Source organism: Chryseolinea lacunae, assembly GCF_016735595.1.
GTDB lineage: Bacteria > Bacteroidota > Bacteroidia > Cytophagales > Cyclobacteriaceae > Chryseolinea > Chryseolinea lacunae.
In genome coordinates, this window is record NZ_JAERRB010000005.1 from 168,743 (window position 1) to 187,808 (window position 19,066).

16 protein-coding genes are annotated in these 19,066 nt (G+C 51.5%); 8 read left to right on the forward strand and 8 right to left on the reverse strand.

What is annotated here, in order from left to right; translation table 11 throughout:
- Position 1 precedes the first annotated feature (1 nt).
- From JI741_RS16270 to JI741_RS16290, 5 genes are read right to left on the reverse strand one after another with little or no spacing between them, the layout of a single operon-like run.
- Complete coding sequence (locus JI741_RS16270; protein ID WP_202011411.1) at positions 2-961, reverse strand: N-acetylornithine carbamoyltransferase; 960 nt, start codon at positions 959-961, stop codon at positions 2-4.
- Complete coding sequence (locus JI741_RS16275; RefSeq protein ID WP_202011413.1) at positions 958-2,076, reverse strand: aspartate aminotransferase family protein; 1,119 nt, start codon at positions 2,074-2,076, stop codon at positions 958-960. Before JI741_RS16275 ends, JI741_RS16270 begins: the two co-directional genes overlap by 4 nt.
- 59 nt (positions 2,077-2,135) lie before the next feature.
- The gene (gene argC, locus JI741_RS16280) at positions 2,136-3,113 is read right to left on the reverse strand and encodes an N-acetyl-gamma-glutamyl-phosphate reductase (protein WP_202011414.1); all 978 of its coding nucleotides are present in this window, start codon (positions 3,111-3,113) and stop codon (positions 2,136-2,138) included.
- The gene (argG, locus tag JI741_RS16285; protein WP_202011416.1) at positions 3,103-4,305 is read right to left on the reverse strand and encodes an argininosuccinate synthase; all 1,203 of its coding nucleotides are present in this window, start codon (positions 4,303-4,305) and stop codon (positions 3,103-3,105) included. Before argG ends, argC begins: the two co-directional genes overlap by 11 nt.
- 53 nt (positions 4,306-4,358) lie before the next feature.
- Complete coding sequence (locus JI741_RS16290) at positions 4,359-5,162, reverse strand: GNAT family N-acetyltransferase (RefSeq protein ID WP_202011418.1); 804 nt, start codon at positions 5,160-5,162, stop codon at positions 4,359-4,361.
- Between the two features lie 475 nt (positions 5,163-5,637).
- On the opposite strand from JI741_RS16290, the gene JI741_RS16295 reads away from it, so the two are divergent.
- Entirely contained in the window at positions 5,638-6,000 is a 363-nt protein-coding gene (locus JI741_RS16295) for a hypothetical protein (RefSeq protein ID WP_236676108.1), read from the forward strand.
- A gap of 46 nt (positions 6,001-6,046) precedes the next feature.
- Here JI741_RS16295 and porU2 read toward each other — a convergent pair whose 3' ends face one another.
- The 3 genes from porU2 to JI741_RS16310 form a co-directional block, all read right to left on the reverse strand.
- Positions 6,047-10,978 (reverse strand): putative type IX secretion system sortase PorU2, encoded by a 4,932-nt coding sequence (gene porU2, locus JI741_RS16300; protein WP_202011421.1) that lies wholly within the window; start codon positions 10,976-10,978, stop codon positions 6,047-6,049.
- Positions 10,979-11,087: 109 nt separating this feature from the next.
- The gene (locus JI741_RS16305; protein ID WP_202011424.1) at positions 11,088-11,390 is read right to left on the reverse strand and encodes a hypothetical protein; all 303 of its coding nucleotides are present in this window, start codon (positions 11,388-11,390) and stop codon (positions 11,088-11,090) included.
- Positions 11,391-11,414: 24 nt separating this feature from the next.
- Positions 11,415-11,594, reverse strand: coding sequence for a hypothetical protein (locus JI741_RS16310; protein WP_202011426.1), 180 nt, complete (start codon positions 11,592-11,594; stop codon positions 11,415-11,417).
- Between the two features lie 271 nt (positions 11,595-11,865).
- On the opposite strand from JI741_RS16310, the gene JI741_RS16315 reads away from it, so the two are divergent.
- The 7 genes from JI741_RS16315 (at position 11,866) to paaA (ending at position 19,064) form a co-directional block, all read left to right on the forward strand.
- A complete protein-coding gene (locus JI741_RS16315) occupies positions 11,866-12,174 on the forward strand; it encodes a PadR family transcriptional regulator (protein ID WP_439647551.1) in 309 nt (102 codons plus the stop codon).
- 22 nt (positions 12,175-12,196) lie between these two features.
- Positions 12,197-14,581 carry a PspC domain-containing protein gene (locus JI741_RS16320; protein ID WP_202011430.1) on the forward strand — a complete coding sequence of 795 codons (2,385 nt, stop codon included), beginning with the start codon at positions 12,197-12,199 and terminating at the stop codon, positions 14,579-14,581.
- Positions 14,582-14,803: 222 nt separating this feature from the next.
- Positions 14,804-15,391: an RNA polymerase sigma factor gene (locus JI741_RS16325; RefSeq protein WP_202011432.1), complete on the forward strand. Its 588-nt coding sequence runs from the start codon at positions 14,804-14,806 to the stop codon at positions 15,389-15,391.
- Positions 15,375-16,166, forward strand: coding sequence for a hypothetical protein (locus tag JI741_RS16330; RefSeq protein ID WP_202011434.1), 792 nt, complete (start codon positions 15,375-15,377; stop codon positions 16,164-16,166). The genes JI741_RS16325 and JI741_RS16330 overlap by 17 nt, the downstream gene beginning before the upstream one ends.
- A 6-nt stretch (positions 16,167-16,172) precedes the next feature.
- Positions 16,173-17,162 (forward strand): hypothetical protein, encoded by a 990-nt coding sequence (locus tag JI741_RS16335; protein WP_202011436.1) that lies wholly within the window; start codon positions 16,173-16,175, stop codon positions 17,160-17,162.
- Positions 17,163-17,338: 176 nt separating this feature from the next.
- A complete protein-coding gene (locus JI741_RS16340; protein ID WP_202011438.1) occupies positions 17,339-17,935 on the forward strand; it encodes a TetR/AcrR family transcriptional regulator in 597 nt (198 codons plus the stop codon).
- Positions 17,936-18,077: 142 nt separating this feature from the next.
- A complete protein-coding gene (gene paaA / locus JI741_RS16345) occupies positions 18,078-19,064 on the forward strand; it encodes a 1,2-phenylacetyl-CoA epoxidase subunit PaaA (RefSeq protein ID WP_202011440.1) in 987 nt (328 codons plus the stop codon).
- Positions 19,065-19,066: the final 2 nt, after the last annotated feature.

The following is a 19,066-nucleotide window of genomic DNA, read 5'->3' on the forward strand; positions in this document are numbered from 1 at the left end:
GCTACGATTTATGTTTCAAAACCTCCGCCAACACGGCCTGCGCTGCCCACACACGGTTCGACGCCTGTTGGGTCACCACGCTGTTTGGGCCATCCAGAATTTCATCGCTCAACTCCACATTGCGGCGCACGGGAAGACAGTGCATCACTTTCGCGTTGTTGGTGCGTGACAATTTTTGATTGGTGAGCATCCATTGCGGATCGTTGCAGTAGATGCGACCATAGTCGACATAGGTACTCCAGTTCTTCACATACACAAAGTCGGCCTGCTCCAGAGCTTCCGATTGGTTTGTGGTGATGGTCGCTCCTTTTGTGAAACGTTCGTCCAGTTCATAGTCTTCGGGATGTGTGATCACAAAGTCTGCACCACCCCACGCATTGATCCATTGCGAGAAACTGTTGGCCACACACTGTGGCAACGACTTCACGTGAGGCGCCCAGCTCAGCACAATCTTCGGCTTCCGAACTTTGGTGTCGAAGTTTTCCATGATTGTTATCACGTCGGTAAGGCTTTGCAGCGGATGCAGCGTCGCGCTCTCCAGGCTGATCACGGGAATGCCTGCGTATTTTATGAATTGATTGATGTAGAGTTCGCTGTAGTCGTCGGTTTTGTTTTGCAACGATGGAAAGGTGCGAATGCCCAGCACATCGAAATATTTTCCGAGAATGGGGGCCGCGTCTTTCACGTGTTCCACCGTGTTGCCGCTCATGATGGCTTCGTCTTCAAACTCCAGCGCCCAACCATCCTGGCCCACGTTGAACACGATGGCTTCCATGCCCAGGTTCTGAGCAGCAATTTGTGTGCTCAGACGCGTGCGCATGCTGGGATTCAGAAACAACAGACCCATGCGCTTGCCCGCTCCCAACGCTTTTGCTTTGAAGGGATCGTTTTTGAAATCAAGGGCCTTCTTCACAAGTCCCTCGATGTCGGGCGCATCGGCGGCGGAAATAAAATTTTTCATAACTCGGCTTTGAGGGCGGTAAGGAAAATATCGATTTCGTTTTTAGACAAAGCCAGCGAAGGAAGCAAACGGATCACGTTGGGCTTGGCTTCACCGGTAAATACTCTATGTTTCAGCAGCAAATCGGTGCGCACGGTTTTCTTTTCTTCCGGAAGATCGAAGCCAATCATGAGGCCGCGTCCGCGAAGGTTCTGCAACAGCGGAAACTTCTTAAGTTCCTGCATGATGTAGTCGCCTTGCTTTGCAGCGTTCTCCAACAGCTTTTCATTTTCCATCACTTCCAGCACAGCAAGCGATGCAGCGCTGGCCAGGTAGTTTCCACCAAAGGTTGTTCCCAACATGCCGGCCCACGGCTTGATGTCGCCTTGAATGAGCAGGCCCCCCACAGGGAAACCGTTGCCCATCCCCTTTGCCGTGGTGATGAGATGCGGACGTATGCCCGCGAACTGGTGCGCAAAGAATTTTCCTGTGCGACCATAGCCCGATTGAATTTCGTCAAGAATAAGCAACGATCCATTGGCCCGACATTTCTTGTCCAGCAATTGCAGGAACGAATCGTGCGGCACCTGAATGCCACCCACGCCCTGAATACCTTCGATGATAACTGCCGCCACATCGCTGGTCAACGCTTTTTCAAATGCAGCTTCGTCGTTGAAAGGAACAAACACGATGTCGTGTCCGGCGTTGAAGGGGGCTACGATTTTCGGATTGTCTGTGGCCGCCACGGCGCCCGATGTGCGGCCGTGAAAGGCTTTGGTAAACGCAATCACTTTCTTGCGACCTGTCACAAACGAGGCGAGCTTCAGGGCATTCTCGTTTGCTTCGGCACCCGAGTTGCACAAGAACAATTGATAGTCGGGATAGCCCGACAGTTGCCCAAGCTTTTCCGCCAGTTTTTCCTGTAGTGGATTTTGAACACTGTTGGAATAAAACGCAATCTTGTTCAATTGGTCCGACAATGTTTTCACATAGTGGGGGTGCGAATGACCAATGGAGATCACGGCATGACCGCCATACAAGTCCAGGTATTTTTCTCCCTTGTCGTCCCAAAGCCAGGAGCCCTGAGCCTTCACAGGCGTGATGTTGAACAAGGGGTATACATCAAATAATTTCATCTCACAGTAGGGTTATTCCCGCCGGCACACATCAGACGCTGACGGGCCGCGGGAGGGTATTAGAATACAATGGATTTCAATTTCAGTCCGGCAGTTTCTTCGAGGCCACACATAAGGTTCATGTTCTGAACAGCCTGACCGGACGCGCCCTTCAACAAATTGTCGATGGCCGAGTGCACCACCAGCTTGTCGCCCTCTTTCTCGAGGGAGATCAGCGCCTTGTTGGTGTTCACCACCTGCTTCAGGTCAATGGTCTCGTCGGCCACAACCGTGAACGGATGCTGCGCATAGAAGTCGCGATAGATCGCCTTCACTTCGTCGAGCGATTTGTTCACCGTGATGCACGAGCTCACAAATATGCCCCGTGTGAAATCGCCACGCCAGGGCACAAAATTTATCGGCTCCGAAAATCCGGCCTGCAGCTGATGAATGGAGCGACCAATTTCTTTCAGGTGCTGATGCGTAAGGGTTTTATAGGCCGAGATGTTGTTGGCGCGCCACGTGAAGTGCGTGGTGTCTTGAAGCTTTTGTCCGGCACCGGTGGAACCGGTGATACCCGTGGCATACACTTCCTTCAACAGTCCGGCCTTGGCCAGGGGCAACAGCCCCACCTGAATGGCGGTTGCAAAACAACCGGGGTTGGCGATGTTGGAGGCTTGCTGAATGGCGGCTTTGTTCAACTCCGGAAGGCCATAGACAAAAGCACGGCTGCCACTGGTTTCACCCAGTCGGAAGTCCTGGCTCAGGTCGATCACTTTGGCATTTGCATCCAAAGGATTGTCTTGTAAAAACTTTTTACTCTCACCATGTCCAAGACACAGAAAGATAACGTCGGCGCCAGCGGGAATGCTATCCGAAAAAGCAAGTTCTGTGTCACCGAGCAAATCGGGATGCACCGCATAGAGTGGGTTGCCCGCATTGCTGCGGCTGTGCACAAACGCGAGGTCCACGTGCGGATGGTTCAACAACAAGCGAATGGTTTCGCCACCGGTGTAGCCGGCGCCGCCCACAATGCCTACTTTGAGTTTATTTGCCATCCACGTCTTCTTTAACCTGGTGATAGATGGCCACTTGGTTGCCAAATATTTTTGTGAAGCCCATCACGTCTTCGCCGGTCCAGCCGAGGTTCATCTCGCCATACTTTCCGAACTTCGACGACATGAGGTCGTAGGCCGATTCGATGCCCAGCACCTGGAACCTGTAGGGATAGAGTTGCACGTGCACATCGCCCGTCACATTTTGTTGCGCGCTGGTGAGGAAGGCCTCGATGTCACGCATGATGGGGTCGAGGTATTGACCTTCGTGCAGCCAGTTGCCATAGAATTGCGACAGCTGATCTTTCCAGCTCAGTTGCCATTTCGTGAGCACGTGTTTCTCTAACGCATGATGCGCCTTCAACACCACCATGGGTGCGGCTGCTTCAAATCCAACACGGCCCTTGATGCCGATGATGGTGTCGCCCACGTGCACATCGCGGCCCACGCCAAACGGTCCGGCAATCTGTTGCAGGTGTTGAATGGCTTCGGTGGGATGGGCGAAGGTTTTATCGTTCACTTTGGTGAGCTCGCCTTTCACAAACGAGAGCTTCACCGTTTCAGGATCTTTCTTTGTCACTTGCGTGGGCCACGCTTCTTCCGGCAACATGCCCAACGACTTCAGCGTTTCTTTTCCGCCCACCGATGTTCCCCACAATCCTTTGTTGATGGAGTACATGGCCTTGTCGAAGTTCATGCTCACGCCTTTGCTTTTCAGGTAGGCGATCTCTTCTTCGCGAGAAAGTTTCAGCTCGCGTATGGGGGTGATGATTTCGATGCCCGGAACCAGGATGTTCAAAATCATGTCGAAACGAACCTGGTCGTTGCCAGCACCCGTGCTGCCGTGCGCTACGGCATCGGCCTTGATTTCTTTTGCGTAGATGGCCACGGCCAACGCCTGCGACATGCGCTCGGCGCTCACGCTCAAGGGATAGGTGTTGTTTTTCAGAGCGTTTCCATAAATGAGGTAACGGATCACCTTGTCGTAATAATTCCGTGTTTCGTCCACGGTCTTGTGCGAGGCCACTCCCAGGTTGCGGGCACGCGTTTCAATTTCCTTTATTTCCTTCTCATCAAACCCGCCGGTGTTGACGGTGATGGTATGTACTTCATATCCCTTTTCTTCTCCCAAATACTTCACGCAGTAGGATGTGTCCAGTCCTCCGCTAAATGCTAATACGACTTTCTTTTTCATGTCAGTTTTTTAGGCATCCGCTCCAACCGTTTCGAATGGCGAAGCAAGACGCATTACCAAAAAAATATACTTAATAGTGATCTCTTCTTGTCGGGCGAGTCGCCGTTGCCTTCGTCTTTTCGTCGGAAAGATTTGAGCAACACAAACTGCTTGAAGCGAACCCATCGGTCGAACAGCTTCAGGTTTCCTTTGAACTCGCGGTGGCGATGGTGCACCAGTTCGCCTTCGGGGCTCACGGTGGTGGTCTCGGGTTTCTTCACTTCCTGCGCCTGCACTTTGGCGGCCTTGGCTTCGGCGGCTTTCAGCTTGGCTTCGGCCTCGGCAGGATCGAACAACATGGCGGTGCACATACAGTTCTTCCGACCTTTGCTCATCAGGATTTCGTAGTTCACACAGCTCTTGCAGCCTTTCCAGAACTCTTCGTCAGACGTGAGCTCGGAATAGGTCACGGGCTCGTAGCCAAGATCGGAGTTGATCTTCATGACGGCGAGGCCGGTGGTGAGTCCGAAAATTTTTGACGTAGGATATTTTTCACGCGAAAGCGCGAAGATCTTTTGCTTGATCTCGGTGGCCACACCCGTCTTGCGGAACGGTGGCGCCACAATGAGGCCCGAGTTGGCCACATACTTGCCGTGTTCCCACGCTTCGATGTAGCAGAACCCAACCCAGGTGCCGTCTTCGGTGACGGCGATCACCGCTTTGCCTTCCTCCATCTTCATTTCGATGTAGGCGGGTGAGCGCTTGGCAATGCCCGTGCCGCGGGCTTTGGCCGACTCTTCCATCTCCGTGGTGATGGTTTCAGAGTAATGTTTGTCGTCGGCTGTAGCCAGCCTGACGATAAGGTTATGATTTTCCAATGTATTTCAGAATTAATGGACCTATGACGAAAGCATCCGTGCGAAAAGCACAAAAGGCGTAATGTCCTGGACACCACGTCTTTTTATCAACAAAATGTGTGATGGAGGTATCAGATACGCACAAAGCGTGTCGGTCGAGGTCGCCTGGTCACCGTGCAGGCAATAGTCAAGAACTGAACCGTTCTTCTGGAATGGTAAGCAGCGATTGCTGCTGATACGATGGTGAACAATGTTTTCAATTTCTTCCTTAGCGTTTAATTGTTGAACGTCAGATAAAAATCATTCGGTTTCGTTTTAGTTATCATTTCAAGAATGCAAAATTAAACGATAAAGTTTGGTAAAAGATAACCTTTGCCCTAAAAGACCCTAAATATTTTTGCTTGCTAACGAAAGTTAGTAATGAATTACACGTTAATAGTTGCGGTTCTTCTTCCATGAATTGGTTACTTTTGCCCAACGTTTAATATTAGGTGTTATGGTGATGAAAAAAATTGTGATCTCGAGCATTTTTGTGGGGCTGATTGTTTGCCTGGCTGTTATTTTCAGACCGGTGCCGCCCGCCTCCCCAGAGAACACCCTGAAAACCCACGGCACCGTGGAGACCGTATTCGAAACCGGCGAGCATGACCTTGTGTTCAAGCTCAAAGGAGACGACCGGATTTACTACCTCAACCAGGGTCCTGAAAACGGTCCGACACTCGCAGAGCTTCGCGAAGATCTGTCCGGACGAAGCATTGAAATCTATTACGTGAAGTACTGGACCCCGATCGACCCCCTCAGCCGCATGAAGCACATTGCCAAGGTGGATTTGAACAAAACCACGTTGTACGCGAAATAGGTCTCCCGTTCCCCTTTCCTTTTTTGATTTAAGATTCTTTAAGTCTTTAGCGCACCAGCACAATTTTGCCTTGCTGGGTCATGGACTTGCCATTCACCGTGAGGTGAAGTGTGTAGATGTAGACGCCGCTGGGAAGCGGTGTGCCCTGCAAATCGGTTCCATCCCAAGCCAGCTCATTTCGGCCGGAGTGAAAATCCGGAAAGTCATCGCGCCCGAAATCAGCCAGCTGGCGACCATTCACGCTCACAATCTGAAGGCTCGCACCGTCGGGCAACACATCACCCGTGATGAGCACTCCAAAATAGACCTGGTAGTTGAACGGGTTTGGATACGGTGCCATGATGGTGACCGTGCTTTCATTTTTCACCGTGAAGGTGATCACATAGGGTGCTACCCCACTCTTGTTGCCCCGCGCATCGGCTCCCTCTACCTGAAGCGTGTACACGCCATCGGCCAGGTTCTTTGGATTGAACTCTACCCGGAACGGCGTGGTGGTTGTGGCTGCATACCACTTCACAGCATCGCTGTTGAGTGGAATAGCCGTGGCCGCACACGTTGCCAATGCACACGGGTACGTCAGGAAAATGCGAACACCCACCGTGTCGGTCTTCAATACAAAAGGATCTTCATCCCACACGTTCACCACAATGTTGGGGTTGGGCGACACAAAGTCTCCATTCACCAAATGCCGTCCGTCTACCAGCACATCCAGCACAGGATTGAGCCGGTCGCTTTGCACATTCAGGTGTGCGGTCAGCTGAAGGATGTTGTTGTCGTAATACTGCTCGGGCAAGATGAGCGGGTTCACATACACCTCCACATCGTTTAGTCCATCGCGCTGCGCGGTGCTCACGTTTACCGTAAACGACGTGGTGTCGCCGGGAGCCGGTGCTTTGATCTTCAAACGATCCTGCTCCGACGTGCGGAGCGCCTGGTTAAAAATATTGTACGCCACCGTGAGTGAGTCGCTGAATGTTTTGTCGCTGATGTTCACAAAGCCATACTTGCCCTGCCACACCACGCCTTCGTTCAGCACTTCCTGTTCGCGAACACCGCGATAGACCAGCAAACCTTCGGGCACCGGTGTGAACGACACCACCCAGTTTCGCAGTTGCGCCGCCGTGAGGTTAATGTCGTCGCCAGCGCGATACACAATTTTCAGATAGGGATATTCCGCAGCACTCACACCACTCAGATCCTGGTTGCCATTCACACCGGTCAGCACACTCTGCTCGACGCCACTCAGCTTCACCCCCACTATGTCGAAGCTCACCAGATCGGTGGCGCCAACTTCCCGCGTATGTGACTTGAGCGACACCCATTGCTGCGCGGGACCAATCAGGCCCGAACTCATGGTCGCCTCAGCATAACCTCCAGTGATGGTCTGATTTACCTCCAATACCTGCGTGGCCGCGGGCGACTGTGATGTTCTGAAAACTTTTGCCGTTCCTGCCACACTTCCCTTGCGGCCAAAGATCACAACGGGTTCGCCACTGGTCAACGCGTCGATCTGCGCCACGCTGATGCCCAGCTCTCCCAGCTTGGTCTTTGCCGATGGGGGCCACGAGAGGAAATTTGCATCGCCAATGGAAAACAAGAGCACAGAATCGCCTGCGTGAATATTGTCGACATATTGAATGAGGTCGTCGTTGGCGCCGGTCACCATCTGCTGCGGATAAAAACTGTTGATCACCCAAGGCTCGCGACCACACGCCCGGCCGTTTCGGTTATACCATTTGAAAGGAACACCGATATAGGGCACGGTAGACTTCCGGTCGAAAGCAATGAGGTTGATCGTGTTGTTGTTGCAATAGAACCCTTGTTGCAGCAGGTTATATTCCGCGCCACCGATTTTCACACTCATGGTGTAGAACGGCGCCGGATTGCTGCCACCTAAAACCTTTAACGACACCGGTGTCACCGTTTCCAGAAACTCCAGTCGACGCGACGTGGCATCCTTGAAGAAACCTTCGGAGCCGTTGCCGGTATATTGAGGAAATTGAACCTGCGCCCATCCTTCGGGGCCGTTCTTTATAAAGGTGAACGAGCTGGTGGTCCATTCTTCGCTTTCTCCCGGCTTGGGGTCCGCCAGCTTGCTGCGCCAATAATATGCCAACGTGTCGGCTACTACCAGCGACACGGGCTGCCGCGCCAGCACCTGGCCCTTCACCTTGAATTGTTTTTTGTATTGACTGTCGAATGTATAGGCCGTGTCGAGTTCAATAATAAATTCGCGCTCGTCCGAAAGCAGGTCGGTCGATTGCAGCGCAAGGCTGACCTGGTCGGTGTGCACAATGGCAAAGGCCGAAGGAAAGAGGTTCTTGGTGCCGTTGGAAGGAATGAACAACGTCTTCGATGCGGTGTTGTTCTCTTCATTCAACTCCAGCAAAACATCGTCGGGGTCCAGTGTTACGCGAAAGGTGTTGTTTCCGAAGCCCATCTCTCTGCCTTTGCGCACAATGAATGTGAGCGTGTCGCTATACTTTGCGGATGGATACAGCGAGTCATAGGTGATCAACGAATTGTCGTTCAGCGTGCGGGTCACTTCAATGCGGATTGTATTTTCCTTGGCCTGGCCAAAATTGCGGACGATCAATTTTATAGCGAACGAATCTGTGAGCGCGGTGATAGGCTGACCGTTGAACGACTCGAAAGAAACGTTGTTGTCGTTAATTTCCAGATCGGCCTTGGGCGCGCCAAACAGTTTTACGGCGGGGTCGCCCAGCAAAATCATTTGCTGCACCTGGGTCACGTTCACCGGCGCATCAAACGACGTTGCCAGATAGCGCTTCGCCGTTTCCTTCTGAATGTCACCAATACCTTTATAGATGAAGGTTGAGTCACCAAAGCCAACGTTATAGAAAGTCTCCGAATATTTCTTCAACAGGTCCACAAAGCCGTAGAAGCTGTGACCAATGAACCCGGCTGCTCCTTTATCGCGGGCCACCACCCAATCCTGTCCAAACAACACATAGTCCATAAAGAACGAACCGGCATAACACCCGTTCATCAGCAGGATGGGATACTTGCCTTTGTTTTTATAGCCCAACACCGGATCGGTAACATAGCCCACATCAAAGTCGAGCGTGCTGGCCGACGAGTGTCCAAAAAACGTGACGAGGCTCACACCGGCATTCACCTGGTCTGATATGTTGATGTGCTGAATCTCCTTTGAGTATTTGGCAATGGCCGATACTTTCCCACCCAGATGATAGCTTTCGGCTACTCCCTGAAATTCCTTGAGAAAGGATTGAAACAGCTGCGGCTCTCCTTCTTCTATGCCGCCGCTGAGGTGCAGAATGTTCTTACGCCACAAGTCATTGTAGGGCAACGCCTCCATCTCCTTCACCTTGTCGAGATAGGCGGCCACGTCGTCGGATTTCAGGGCGGGTATGCGTCCCGTGGGAATGGCGGGGTCGTAGGTTGTTCCTCCTAATCCGGCGGAGAAGGCCGCGTCGGAAGCGGGAAAGCCCGCCGAGGGCACGAAGTCTTTATATACAGGATACGCTGCCGGGTTTCTATAATAAGCATAAAACACGTCCATGCCCTTTCCCACCAACAGGAGGTATTTCGGCATTTTCACGTTGGCCATAAATTTCAGAAAACGAAAAATGCCCACCGGTGTCGGCTCGCCATAGCTGAACTGATCATAGAGTTGTTGGATGTTCACCACCAGCGTATCGTATCGTCCGCCCGCGGTTGACGCTCGATATTCGGCGTAGGCTTTTACGGGGTCGCTATAACCACCCGCCGGTTTTCTCAACAACGGATGCGTGATGATGAGGTAGTTGTATTGTGACGGCACAATCTGGCGGAAACTCACAGGCCGCAACGACGGCGTGATGGGCGCCGATGTTGCAAACAGCATTCGTTCCGTCGATGTGGACGACACCACTGCGTTTAACGTACCGCTGCTGGTCGTGCCGATGCGACTCACCGCGTCAGGATCTGTCACGTCAAACAAACGCATGGACGCGGACGGGTTTTCGATCTGCACGTACGTCTTATTGCCCGCATTGGCTGGCAGTATGAATTTCTTTTCCGTAGCCGAGGCTGCATCGGTCTTTTGAGCATACCGCAATTTGATAGCGGCTACGCTGATGCGATCGGGCTGTCCGGCTACACCGTTCACAGTCACCGTGAACTTCACGTTGCCATCGGCTCCAATATCCGACCACTCCAGCGTTTCGTGGATGGTGAAGGGATCATAGCCGGAGAAGTCGATCGACCTCAGGAAGCGTCCATTCACGGAGAGGTCGGCCTGGTGCTGCATGAGCCCGCGGCCGGCAAACACTACCTCCACTTCGGGCTTCCCTCCTGTCGCCACGGTCTGCACAACATTGCTGATAGTAAAGTCGGCTGATTGTGTCTGATAGATCGTTCTGCCCATCCACCCTTCTCCGATGTCGAAGATGGTGTTCACAATTTCACCATAGTCCACGCCGGCCGAGTAGTCAGTAAGGATCACTGACAGTTTTTCGTCGAGATGAAATGCCTGCACGGGCAATCCTGAATTTGCTTCGGAGAAAGAAGCCATGCGTTTCCCCGAGGCAGTTCCTATGGTAAGGAAATAGGCAGACGAGTCGCTATAGAGGTTGTAATACTTGTGAGGTTGTGCTTCGGGCTTGCTGTAAAGCTCGGTGTCGAGTGTGCCGTCGTTGCGCTGACCATAGAATTCCAGAAAATCGGCGGGATCAAACTGGCTGTCGCCCTCACCGGCCACATAGAGCGCCTGTTCTTTGCCGCGATGAAAAAGCTGGAGTCGCGTGGGGTTCACGCCGCTCAACGGGAAGCCTGCAGCCTGGAGATCGGCATAGGTGAGCCGATAAATGCCATCTCTGGCCACCGGGATTTTGAAATAGGGCTGATTAAAATCAATCCACTCGTTTCCGCTCTGCCCAAAGGCCGAACCCGTCAGCAACAGCCCTAAAAAAAATGCAGCAATCGAAACTTTCATCAGCAGACGTACAGCACGCATCGTTGAATACCAAAACAAGTGCGAAAGTAATCAAAAAGTGCGGTACATCCGGCCCGGGGAGACACTCTCCTGCCCGGGAAAAAGCAGGTTAAATTTGAGGGGTTCCCGATTATCCTTCAACCTTGGGCTTGGTCAGAATCTTCATCAGGGAAAGCACGGCATTCCATACCACGGCGATGCCGCCAACAAAGACGTAGAGTTTCTCGGACGGGCTGAGATCACAATTCAGGGGAAACAAGGCTTTGAAAGAAAGCAACGGACCTCCCACAACGGCCTGCGACGCCAGAACAATGCCCGCCACATGCAAAAACACGGCCTTGCTCCGGTGGTTCCAGAGATAGACGCCACACAAAATCATCGCCACGATGATCCCGGCGTAGAACGAGCTACTTAAAATCTGATAGAAATTCAATGGTGATACAACGTTGGTTGCGATTTAACGTGCCTTCTTTTGGCGCTGGGTGAAGAGGGCATGGAAAAGCATGAACATAGCCCCGGCAATGGCGCCGACAATCGGGATCGTGTTGCCTCCAATCGCATTGCCGATAACGGCTCCCCCAAATGCTCCCGATATTACGTCTGCAAATACGGGGACCATACTTTCCATGTTTTTCATATCCTACAGCATTTATTACACAATTTATACTCTTTTTTCCGAGAAAAAGATACGCCCCAATGCCCTCGAATACCCTCTCAGCTCTTCAAAAACACATTTTTTGCCGCATATGTCGGACCTTTCCTGATAACCGTCAAAAAGTTGCCAGGATTCGTTGATTAAAGATTTTCAACTTTTTTTTAACAGTACTTGGCCATACATAGTACTTTTGCGTATATAGTTATGAGAACTAAATATGGCGGGTATGAATGTCGAAAACACGCAAGTACAAATGAGGAAGGGAATATTGGAATACTGCATCCTCCACATAATTTCGCGGGGCGAAGTTTATGCTTCAGATATGTTGGATGAACTCACGTCAGCTAAAATCATCGTGGTGGAAGGTACCTTATATCCCCTCCTGACACGGCTAAAAAATGCCGGGCTTCTGGAGTATAAGTGGGTGGAGTCTAAATCGGGGCCACCCCGCAAATATTACAAACTCACCGATAAGGGAAGCAAATTTCTGGGAAGCCTCACCGAGACCTGGGACGAGCTTGTCCACTCTACACAAATGATCACCTCCAAACCCATCGCATAATCCTAACCAGACGAATACGTTTATGAAAAAAAATATAAGCATCAACATCAGCGGTATAATCTTTCATATAGAGGAGGATGGTTATGATACGCTTCGCAAATACCTTGACTCGATCAACAAGTACTTTGCGAATTTTGAGGATAGCAGCGAAATCCTGGCAGACATTGAGAGCCGCGTGGCCGAAATCTTTCTTTCCAAACTGAACGAAGGCAAGCAGGTTATCACTGTCGACGATGTGAACGCCCTGGTGGCCACTATGGGTAGCGTGAACGACTTCAAAGCCGCCGAAGAAACCGACGGTGCAGGTCAGGAAAGAACAACGCAACAGGCACGGCCCAACGCCCCGCCTGAACCCGAACCTGCCAGCCGCGACACCGGCAGCCGCCCCTATCGCCCAACCCAGCCGTTGCAACGCGACCAAAAACGCAAAATCATTGGTGGTGTGTGTTCGGGCATCGGAAACTATTTCAACGTTGACCCGGTCTGGATAAGGCTTTTGTTTGGCTTGCTGGCCTTCGCCTATGGCATCACCCTTTTGGTTTACGTGGTGATGTGGATTGTGGTGCCGGGCTCCTACACATTGGAAGAACCTGAATTGGCCAAAAAGATGTTCCGCGACCCCGAACGCAAAGCCATCGGCGGTGTGTCGGGTGGCGTGGCCGCGTTTTTTGGAATGGACATCGTGGCGGTGCGTCTGCTGTTCGTGCTGTTCACCATCTTCTTTGGCGTGGGCTTCATCATCTACATCATTCTGTGGATCGCGTTGCCCGAAGCCAAGAGCATCACCGACCGCATGGAAATGCAGGGCGAGCCCGTAACCCTTTCCAACATCGAATCGAACATCAAGAAAAATCTGGGCGAGACCGATAAAGAAGAATCAACTGCTACGAAGATCCTGTTGTTTCCCTTTCGCCTGATCGGGTTGTTGTTGAGTGTGCTGGGCAAAATTCTGGTGCCCCTCGTTGAAGTGATCCGCGTGGCCATTGGCATCATCGTGATCATCATCGGCATCTCGTTCATGCTGGCGGCCATTGTTGTGGGCGGTGTGATGATCGGGTTGTTCTCGGCAACTGCGTTCTCGTGGCCAGGCATGGGCCCTGCTGAAACAAGCCTGCCCCTGCAGGTGTTCACCAACAGTTTCTCGGGTTGGATTGTGTTGGCCGGTTTCTTAGGCACCATCATTCCCGCGGTGTTCATCACCTTGCTGGGATCGTCGATCGTGGCCAAGAAATATGTGTTCGGACCCACCGTGGGATGGACCATGTTTGTCCTCTTCTTTGTGAGCGTTGCCATGCTGAGTGTTGGCATCCCGAAAATTGTCTACTCTTTCAAGGAAGAAGGCGAATATAAAACGGAAGAGACCTTTAAAATCCACGGCAAAACCGCTGTGTTGAAAATAAACGAAGTGGGCATGGACGATTACCACGTCACACACCTCACCTTGAAGGGTTATACGGGCACAGATTTTAAACTGGTGCAAACGTTCAAAGCGCAGGGCGCCACAAAACAGAAAGCCATCGAAAATGCACACATGGTTTCCTACAACGTGGATGTGCAAGACTCAACGGTTACGTTCGATTCAAACCTTCAGTTCACCGACGACGCCGTGTTTCGTGCACAACGCCTCGATATGACACTCTACATCCCCTACAATTTCCCCTTCATCATGGACGAGCATGTCAGTCGCTTCATCTCCCAATATGTGGACGAAGAAAAACGCGACAGCTTCACCTGGACAATGACGGAAAAGGGCCTGGTGTGCGAAACGTGTCCCAAGTCGGAAGAAGAAGAAAATCAGATTGCCGACGAGTTTGGACTGCGCGACTTCAACGAGCTTGAGATCAGCGGTATGTTTGATGTACATGTGAAGCGTGGCGACGACTATGCTGTGGAAATGATCGGCCCGGACAATGAAAAGAGCAAGTATAAAATCTTCCGCTCGGGCGATGCCCTGGTGATCCGCTACGAATCCAAAAAGAAATTCAAGTGGAATTCTGAGATGGTCGACATCGACGAGATGCGCATCAACATCACCATGCCGCAGCTTGAAAAAATAGAAGCCGAAGGTTACGGGAAAGTGCAGTTCGAAAACTTCGAGAGCGAAAACATGAGCCTTGAAGTGCGCGGTCCCGTGAAAGTGCGCGGCGACTTAAATGTGAAAAACCTGGTGATGGAACTCACCGGCAAATCGGAAGTGGAATTGTCGGGTAGGGCGCACAACCTGGATGCAGAAATTCTGTTCGCCTCCAAGCTGCGCGCCTACAACCTGGAAGTTCAGGATGCCGTAGTAGAAGTGAATGGCGCCTCTTCCGCGAAAGTGAACGTGAGCGGAAACCTGGAAATTGAAGAAGGGCTGGCCAGCGACGTGGATTATCGAGGCAACCCCGCGGTTGTTAAAAAAGACTAACCCCGAACAGTTATGATAATTTTTCTGCTCCTCATTCTCGCATACCTGATCAGCCTCGTGCTCCATTAGAATGCGCTACCTTGCTCTCCTCGCCACCTTTTCGGAACTTACCGGAAAGGTGGCGAGGAGGCCTTTTTTCAGGGTTTTGACAACGGAAGAAATTTCTTCAGCCTCACGCAACCCCTGGCCGAAAGCGTGCATCTTAGTGGCGAGAACCTTTAAATGCAATTCAAAATTTACCGGGCAAAAGAAGACGAACTGATTAAAGGATGCCTCCGGCGCGACAGCAGCGCCCAGCGGCTTCTGTATGACACCTATTCGTCGAAAATGTACGGCCTCTGCTATCGCTACGTGAAAGATTCGATGGAGGCCGAAGACATCCTTGTGACGGCATTTATGAAGGTTTTTGACAAAATTGGACAATTTAAGAGCGAAGGAAGCTTTGAGGGGTGGATTCGCCGCATCGTGGTGAACGAGGCCCTCACTTTTCTCCGGCGAAACCGTTCCATGTATCTGGAAACAGACCTGGAACAGGCCGACCGCGAACCGGACTACAACAGTCTGAGCGACCACCTCGAAGCCGAGGATCTTCTGAAAATGATCCAGGAATTGCCAACCGGCTACCGCATTGTGTTTAACCTCTACGCGATCGACGGATACTCTCACAAAGAAATTGCCGAACAACTGGGAATCAGTGAAAACACGTCAAAGTCACAGCTGAGCCGTGCCCGCGTGTATTTGCAAAAAATACTACAGGATAAAGATTGGGTGGAGAACAAAAATTTAAGAAGCGATGAATCAGCAACCTGACAAATTTTTCCGCGATAAGCTGGAACACTACCAGCACCCCGCGCCCAGTGGCGCGTGGGACAAGATTGAGGCGGGCTTGGAAAAAAAAACAACTAGAGGAATCTGGTGGAGAATAGCCGCGTCGCTCCTGCTCGTGGCCCTGGTGAGCTTCACCTTGTGGAAAACAACGCATACAGCAACCGACGTGCCGGCGCTTGCCGATCAAACACAACCTGCACCTTCAACAACAATACAACCCGATCAGGCAAAACCACAAGCAACGCCATCTGAAACGATGCCGGAAAAAACAACCGAAGCGCACATCAGAAAAGAATTAGCACAGACCAAAAAACAAACATCGTCACACCCCGAACCACAGCACCGGAAAAATATTTCGGTGCCAAATCAATCCGTGGTTTCCGAACAGACCGTGGCACAAAACGCAGCTGCTCCCAAAGATCAACAGGCGCCTACCCTGGACGTTGTGTCTGAGCCGCTCACTAACAATACGGCAACGGTTGCCACCGCCACGCCCGATGTTGCGCCGGTCGTAGCAGAGAGTGCTCCGAAAAAAATCACGATCACCGTCACCGCCATCGAGTCTGAAGGGTATCTCGATAAAAAAGCATTGGCCGATGCAACCTCCGGAGAAAAGAAGTCATCTACGTTACAGAAGCTGTTGAAGAAAGCAGACGACCTGAAAAACAATCAGGATCCGTTTGGCGAACTGAGACAGAAGAAAAATGAAATTCTCGCGCTGAATTTTAAAAGTGAAAAACGTGGACAAAACAAGTAAATGACTATGAACAGAAATTGGATTTTAACCATACTACTCGGCGCCATCTTTACCGCAGGACAAGCCCAACAAAAAAGCGACACCGTGATTGTGGAGCTGGCCAAAACCAGCCGCGTGATCTTCACGGTGAAAGACCGGAAAGATCTCGACATCCTGAAGCACTATGACTTCCAGCAACTCTTCCAGGACATTCTGGTGAAACTGGAGAAGAACGACACCTCTGCCCTCGCGAAAGACACGACCAAAACCAACGACGTGGCCGCGACAACCGAAGACTGGAACACCGACAGCAGCAGCGACGATGACGACGACGATGATGATGACAATGACAACTGGAACGGTCACAACAACCGCTGGGGACGCACGTGGCAATCGTTCAACTTCGAATTGGGCACCAACAACTATCTGCAAAACGGAAAATTCCCCGACAGCAACAACGAACTGTATTCCGTTCGCCCCTGGGGATCGTGGTATGTAGGTCTCTCGTCTATTCAACGCACACGTCTTGGAAAAAAATTCTTTCTCGAATGGGGCGTCGGCATGAACTGGTATAACTTCAAGTTTCAACAAGACAACGTGGTGATGGTGAAAGACGACGCCGGTGTACACTTTGCCGAAGACACCCGCGACGTGCACTTCATCAAAAGCAAACTCACCGCGTCATACATCACGGCGTCGCTGGTGCCGGTCATCGACTTTGGCGATCACAGTCGCAAGGCGAGAATCTGGGAAGGCTATGGCAACTCGTTTCGCATCGGCCTTGGTCCCTACATCGGCTATCGTGTGGGCAGTCACTCCAAGCTTGTGTACAACGACGGTGGTCGTGAGAAAGACAAACAACGCGACAGCTTTTACCTCAACAATGTGCGCTATGGTGCGCGACTGCAAATTGGTTATCGCTCCACCGATTTATTCTTCAACTACGATATGAACGAGTTGTTTTCGGAAGGCCGCGGCCCTGCACTGAATGCCTTTAGCTTCGGCGTTATTTTCTAGAGAATACATCGCATCAAGACATAAAAATCCCCGGGTGACAAAAGTCATCCGGGGATTTTTTTCTACTAACGATTGTTTGTGGATGTAGAGGTTGAAACACTTGATCTTCAATCGTCAAGTATCATTTCAAGATTTCACGCTCATTACAGATTAATTTTCTAACTTTAAGTTATTTAATGAGTATGTCAGACGCCATCGCTAATCTTTCAAGAAAGGAACAAGTCATCCGGAAGGCCGCAGAACTCTTCAAAGACAAGGGATATGCAGCGGCTTCCATGCGCGACCTCGCCCAACTGCTGGGCATAGAGGCTGCAAGCCTTTATTCGCATATAAAATCCAAAGAAGAAATTCTCCGCAGCCTTTGCTTCGACATGGCGGCAGAATTCCGGAAATCGCTTGAGGAAGTGGAAAAGCAACACGTTCCGGCCAGCGAGAAATTACGCAATGGAATTATCGGGCACATCCAGGTGATGGCAAAGGACCTGACGGCATCGGCGGTTTTCATGAACGAGCACCGTCACCTCAGCGAGCCCTATCTGCGCGACTTCCTGCTCCTGCGCATCAACTATATCAACCGTTTCAAGACCATCATCGAAGACGGTGTGCGCACCGGCGAATTCAAAAACACCATCGACAAGAAACTTGCCGTGATGACGCTTTTCTCGTCACTCAACTGGATGCCCATGTGGTATGATCCGGATTCCTCTATCGATCCCCAGGCCCTCGGCGACCAACTTGCCGACATGCTGGTGAACGGTCTCAAAAAGGCATAGTACCTCGCGCCACCCAATGGCTAACAATCGTTTGGTTCAAACGTTTTAATGTTGTAAAATCGCTGATATTTATCGGCGGATGGTCTTCCTATTTTGAAGCTATCCGGCGACGCGATTTTTTCATTTTAACTTGTAGAAAATCATGTACGGTGGAGGAAACACATTCGAAGGCATAAAAAACGACGGTCTGGCCGAAGAAGATCCTGGCAAGCTGGCCGCCTTTGAAGCCCGCATTGCCCGGGGCGAAAAAATCGAACCGTCGGACTGGATGCCGCAGCTCTATCGCAAGCAGCTCATCCGGATGATTGAGCAACACGCACACAGCGAAATTATTGGTGCATTGCCCGAGGGCACCTGGATCACCCGGGCCCCCGGATTCAAACGGAAGCTGGCTCTCATGGCCAAGGTTCAGGACGAGGTGGGCCACGCGCAGTTGCTCTATAGCGCCGCCGAAACCCTCGGCAAAACACGTGAGGAAATGATCCACGACCTCATCACGGGCAAATCCAAATACTCCAACATCTTTAACTACCCGGCCTTCACCTGGGCCGACGCCTGTTTCATTTCGTGGCTGGTGGACGCGGGTGCTATTGTGAACCAGCTGGCCAACGCCAAAGGAAGCTATGGGCCCTATTGCCGTGCGTTAGAGCGGATCTGTGCAGAGGAATCGTTTCACCTCAAGTATGGCCACCACTGCGTTATTTTTCTAGCCGCGGGCACAGCACAACAGCGGGCCATGTTTCAGGAAGCCATCAACCGCTGGTGGGCTCCTATGATGCATTTCTTTGGCCCTTCCGACAAGATTTCGGCACACACCCAAACCCTCATGAAATGGAAGGTGAAGATGTCGACCAACGACGATACCCGAAATCAGTTTCTGGATATGTATGTGCCTAAAATATGGGAACTGGGCTTCACGGTGCCCGACCCGGCCCTGAAGAAAAACACCGACACGGGAAAATGGTCCTATACAGAACCCGACTGGGAAGAGTTTAAACGGGTGATCAATGGCGATGGACCGTGCAACAAAGAGCGATTGGAAGTGCGCAGAGTGGCCGAGGAACGCGGACGGTGGGTGCGCGAGGCGCTGCGATCGGAGAAAATGGCCTACGTCGAGCCGCTGGCGTGATG

Bases quoted from the DNA above. Each gene is read 5' to 3' on its own strand.
- JI741_RS16340 (WP_202011438.1), top strand. From the start codon at position 17,339: ATGAGTATGTCAGACGCCATCGCTAATCTTTCAAGAAAGGAACAAGTC.
- JI741_RS16275 (WP_202011413.1), bottom strand. From the start codon at position 2,076: ATGAAATTATTTGATGTATACCCCTTGTTCAACATCACGCCTGTGAAG.
- JI741_RS16335 (WP_202011436.1), top strand. From the start codon at position 16,173: ATGAACAGAAATTGGATTTTAACCATACTACTCGGCGCCATCTTTACC.
- paaA (WP_202011440.1), top strand. From the start codon at position 18,078: ATGTACGGTGGAGGAAACACATTCGAAGGCATAAAAAACGACGGTCTG.
- argC (WP_202011414.1), bottom strand. From the start codon at position 3,113: ATGGCAAATAAACTCAAAGTAGGCATTGTGGGCGGCGCCGGCTACACC.
- JI741_RS16310 (WP_202011426.1), bottom strand. From the start codon at position 11,594: ATGAAAAACATGGAAAGTATGGTCCCCGTATTTGCAGACGTAATATCG.
- JI741_RS16330 (WP_202011434.1), top strand. From the start codon at position 15,375: ATGAATCAGCAACCTGACAAATTTTTCCGCGATAAGCTGGAACACTAC.
- JI741_RS16270 (WP_202011411.1), bottom strand. From the start codon at position 961: ATGAAAAATTTTATTTCCGCCGCCGATGCGCCCGACATCGAGGGACTT.
- JI741_RS16320 (WP_202011430.1), top strand. From the start codon at position 12,197: ATGAAAAAAAATATAAGCATCAACATCAGCGGTATAATCTTTCATATA.
- porU2 (WP_202011421.1), bottom strand. From the start codon at position 10,978: ATGCGTGCTGTACGTCTGCTGATGAAAGTTTCGATTGCTGCATTTTTT.
- JI741_RS16295 (WP_236676108.1), top strand. From the start codon at position 5,638: ATGGTGATGAAAAAAATTGTGATCTCGAGCATTTTTGTGGGGCTGATT.
- argG (WP_202011416.1), bottom strand. From the start codon at position 4,305: ATGAAAAAGAAAGTCGTATTAGCATTTAGCGGAGGACTGGACACATCC.
- JI741_RS16325 (WP_202011432.1), top strand. From the start codon at position 14,804: ATGCAATTCAAAATTTACCGGGCAAAAGAAGACGAACTGATTAAAGGA.
- JI741_RS16315 (WP_439647551.1), top strand. From the start codon at position 11,866: ATGAGGAAGGGAATATTGGAATACTGCATCCTCCACATAATTTCGCGG.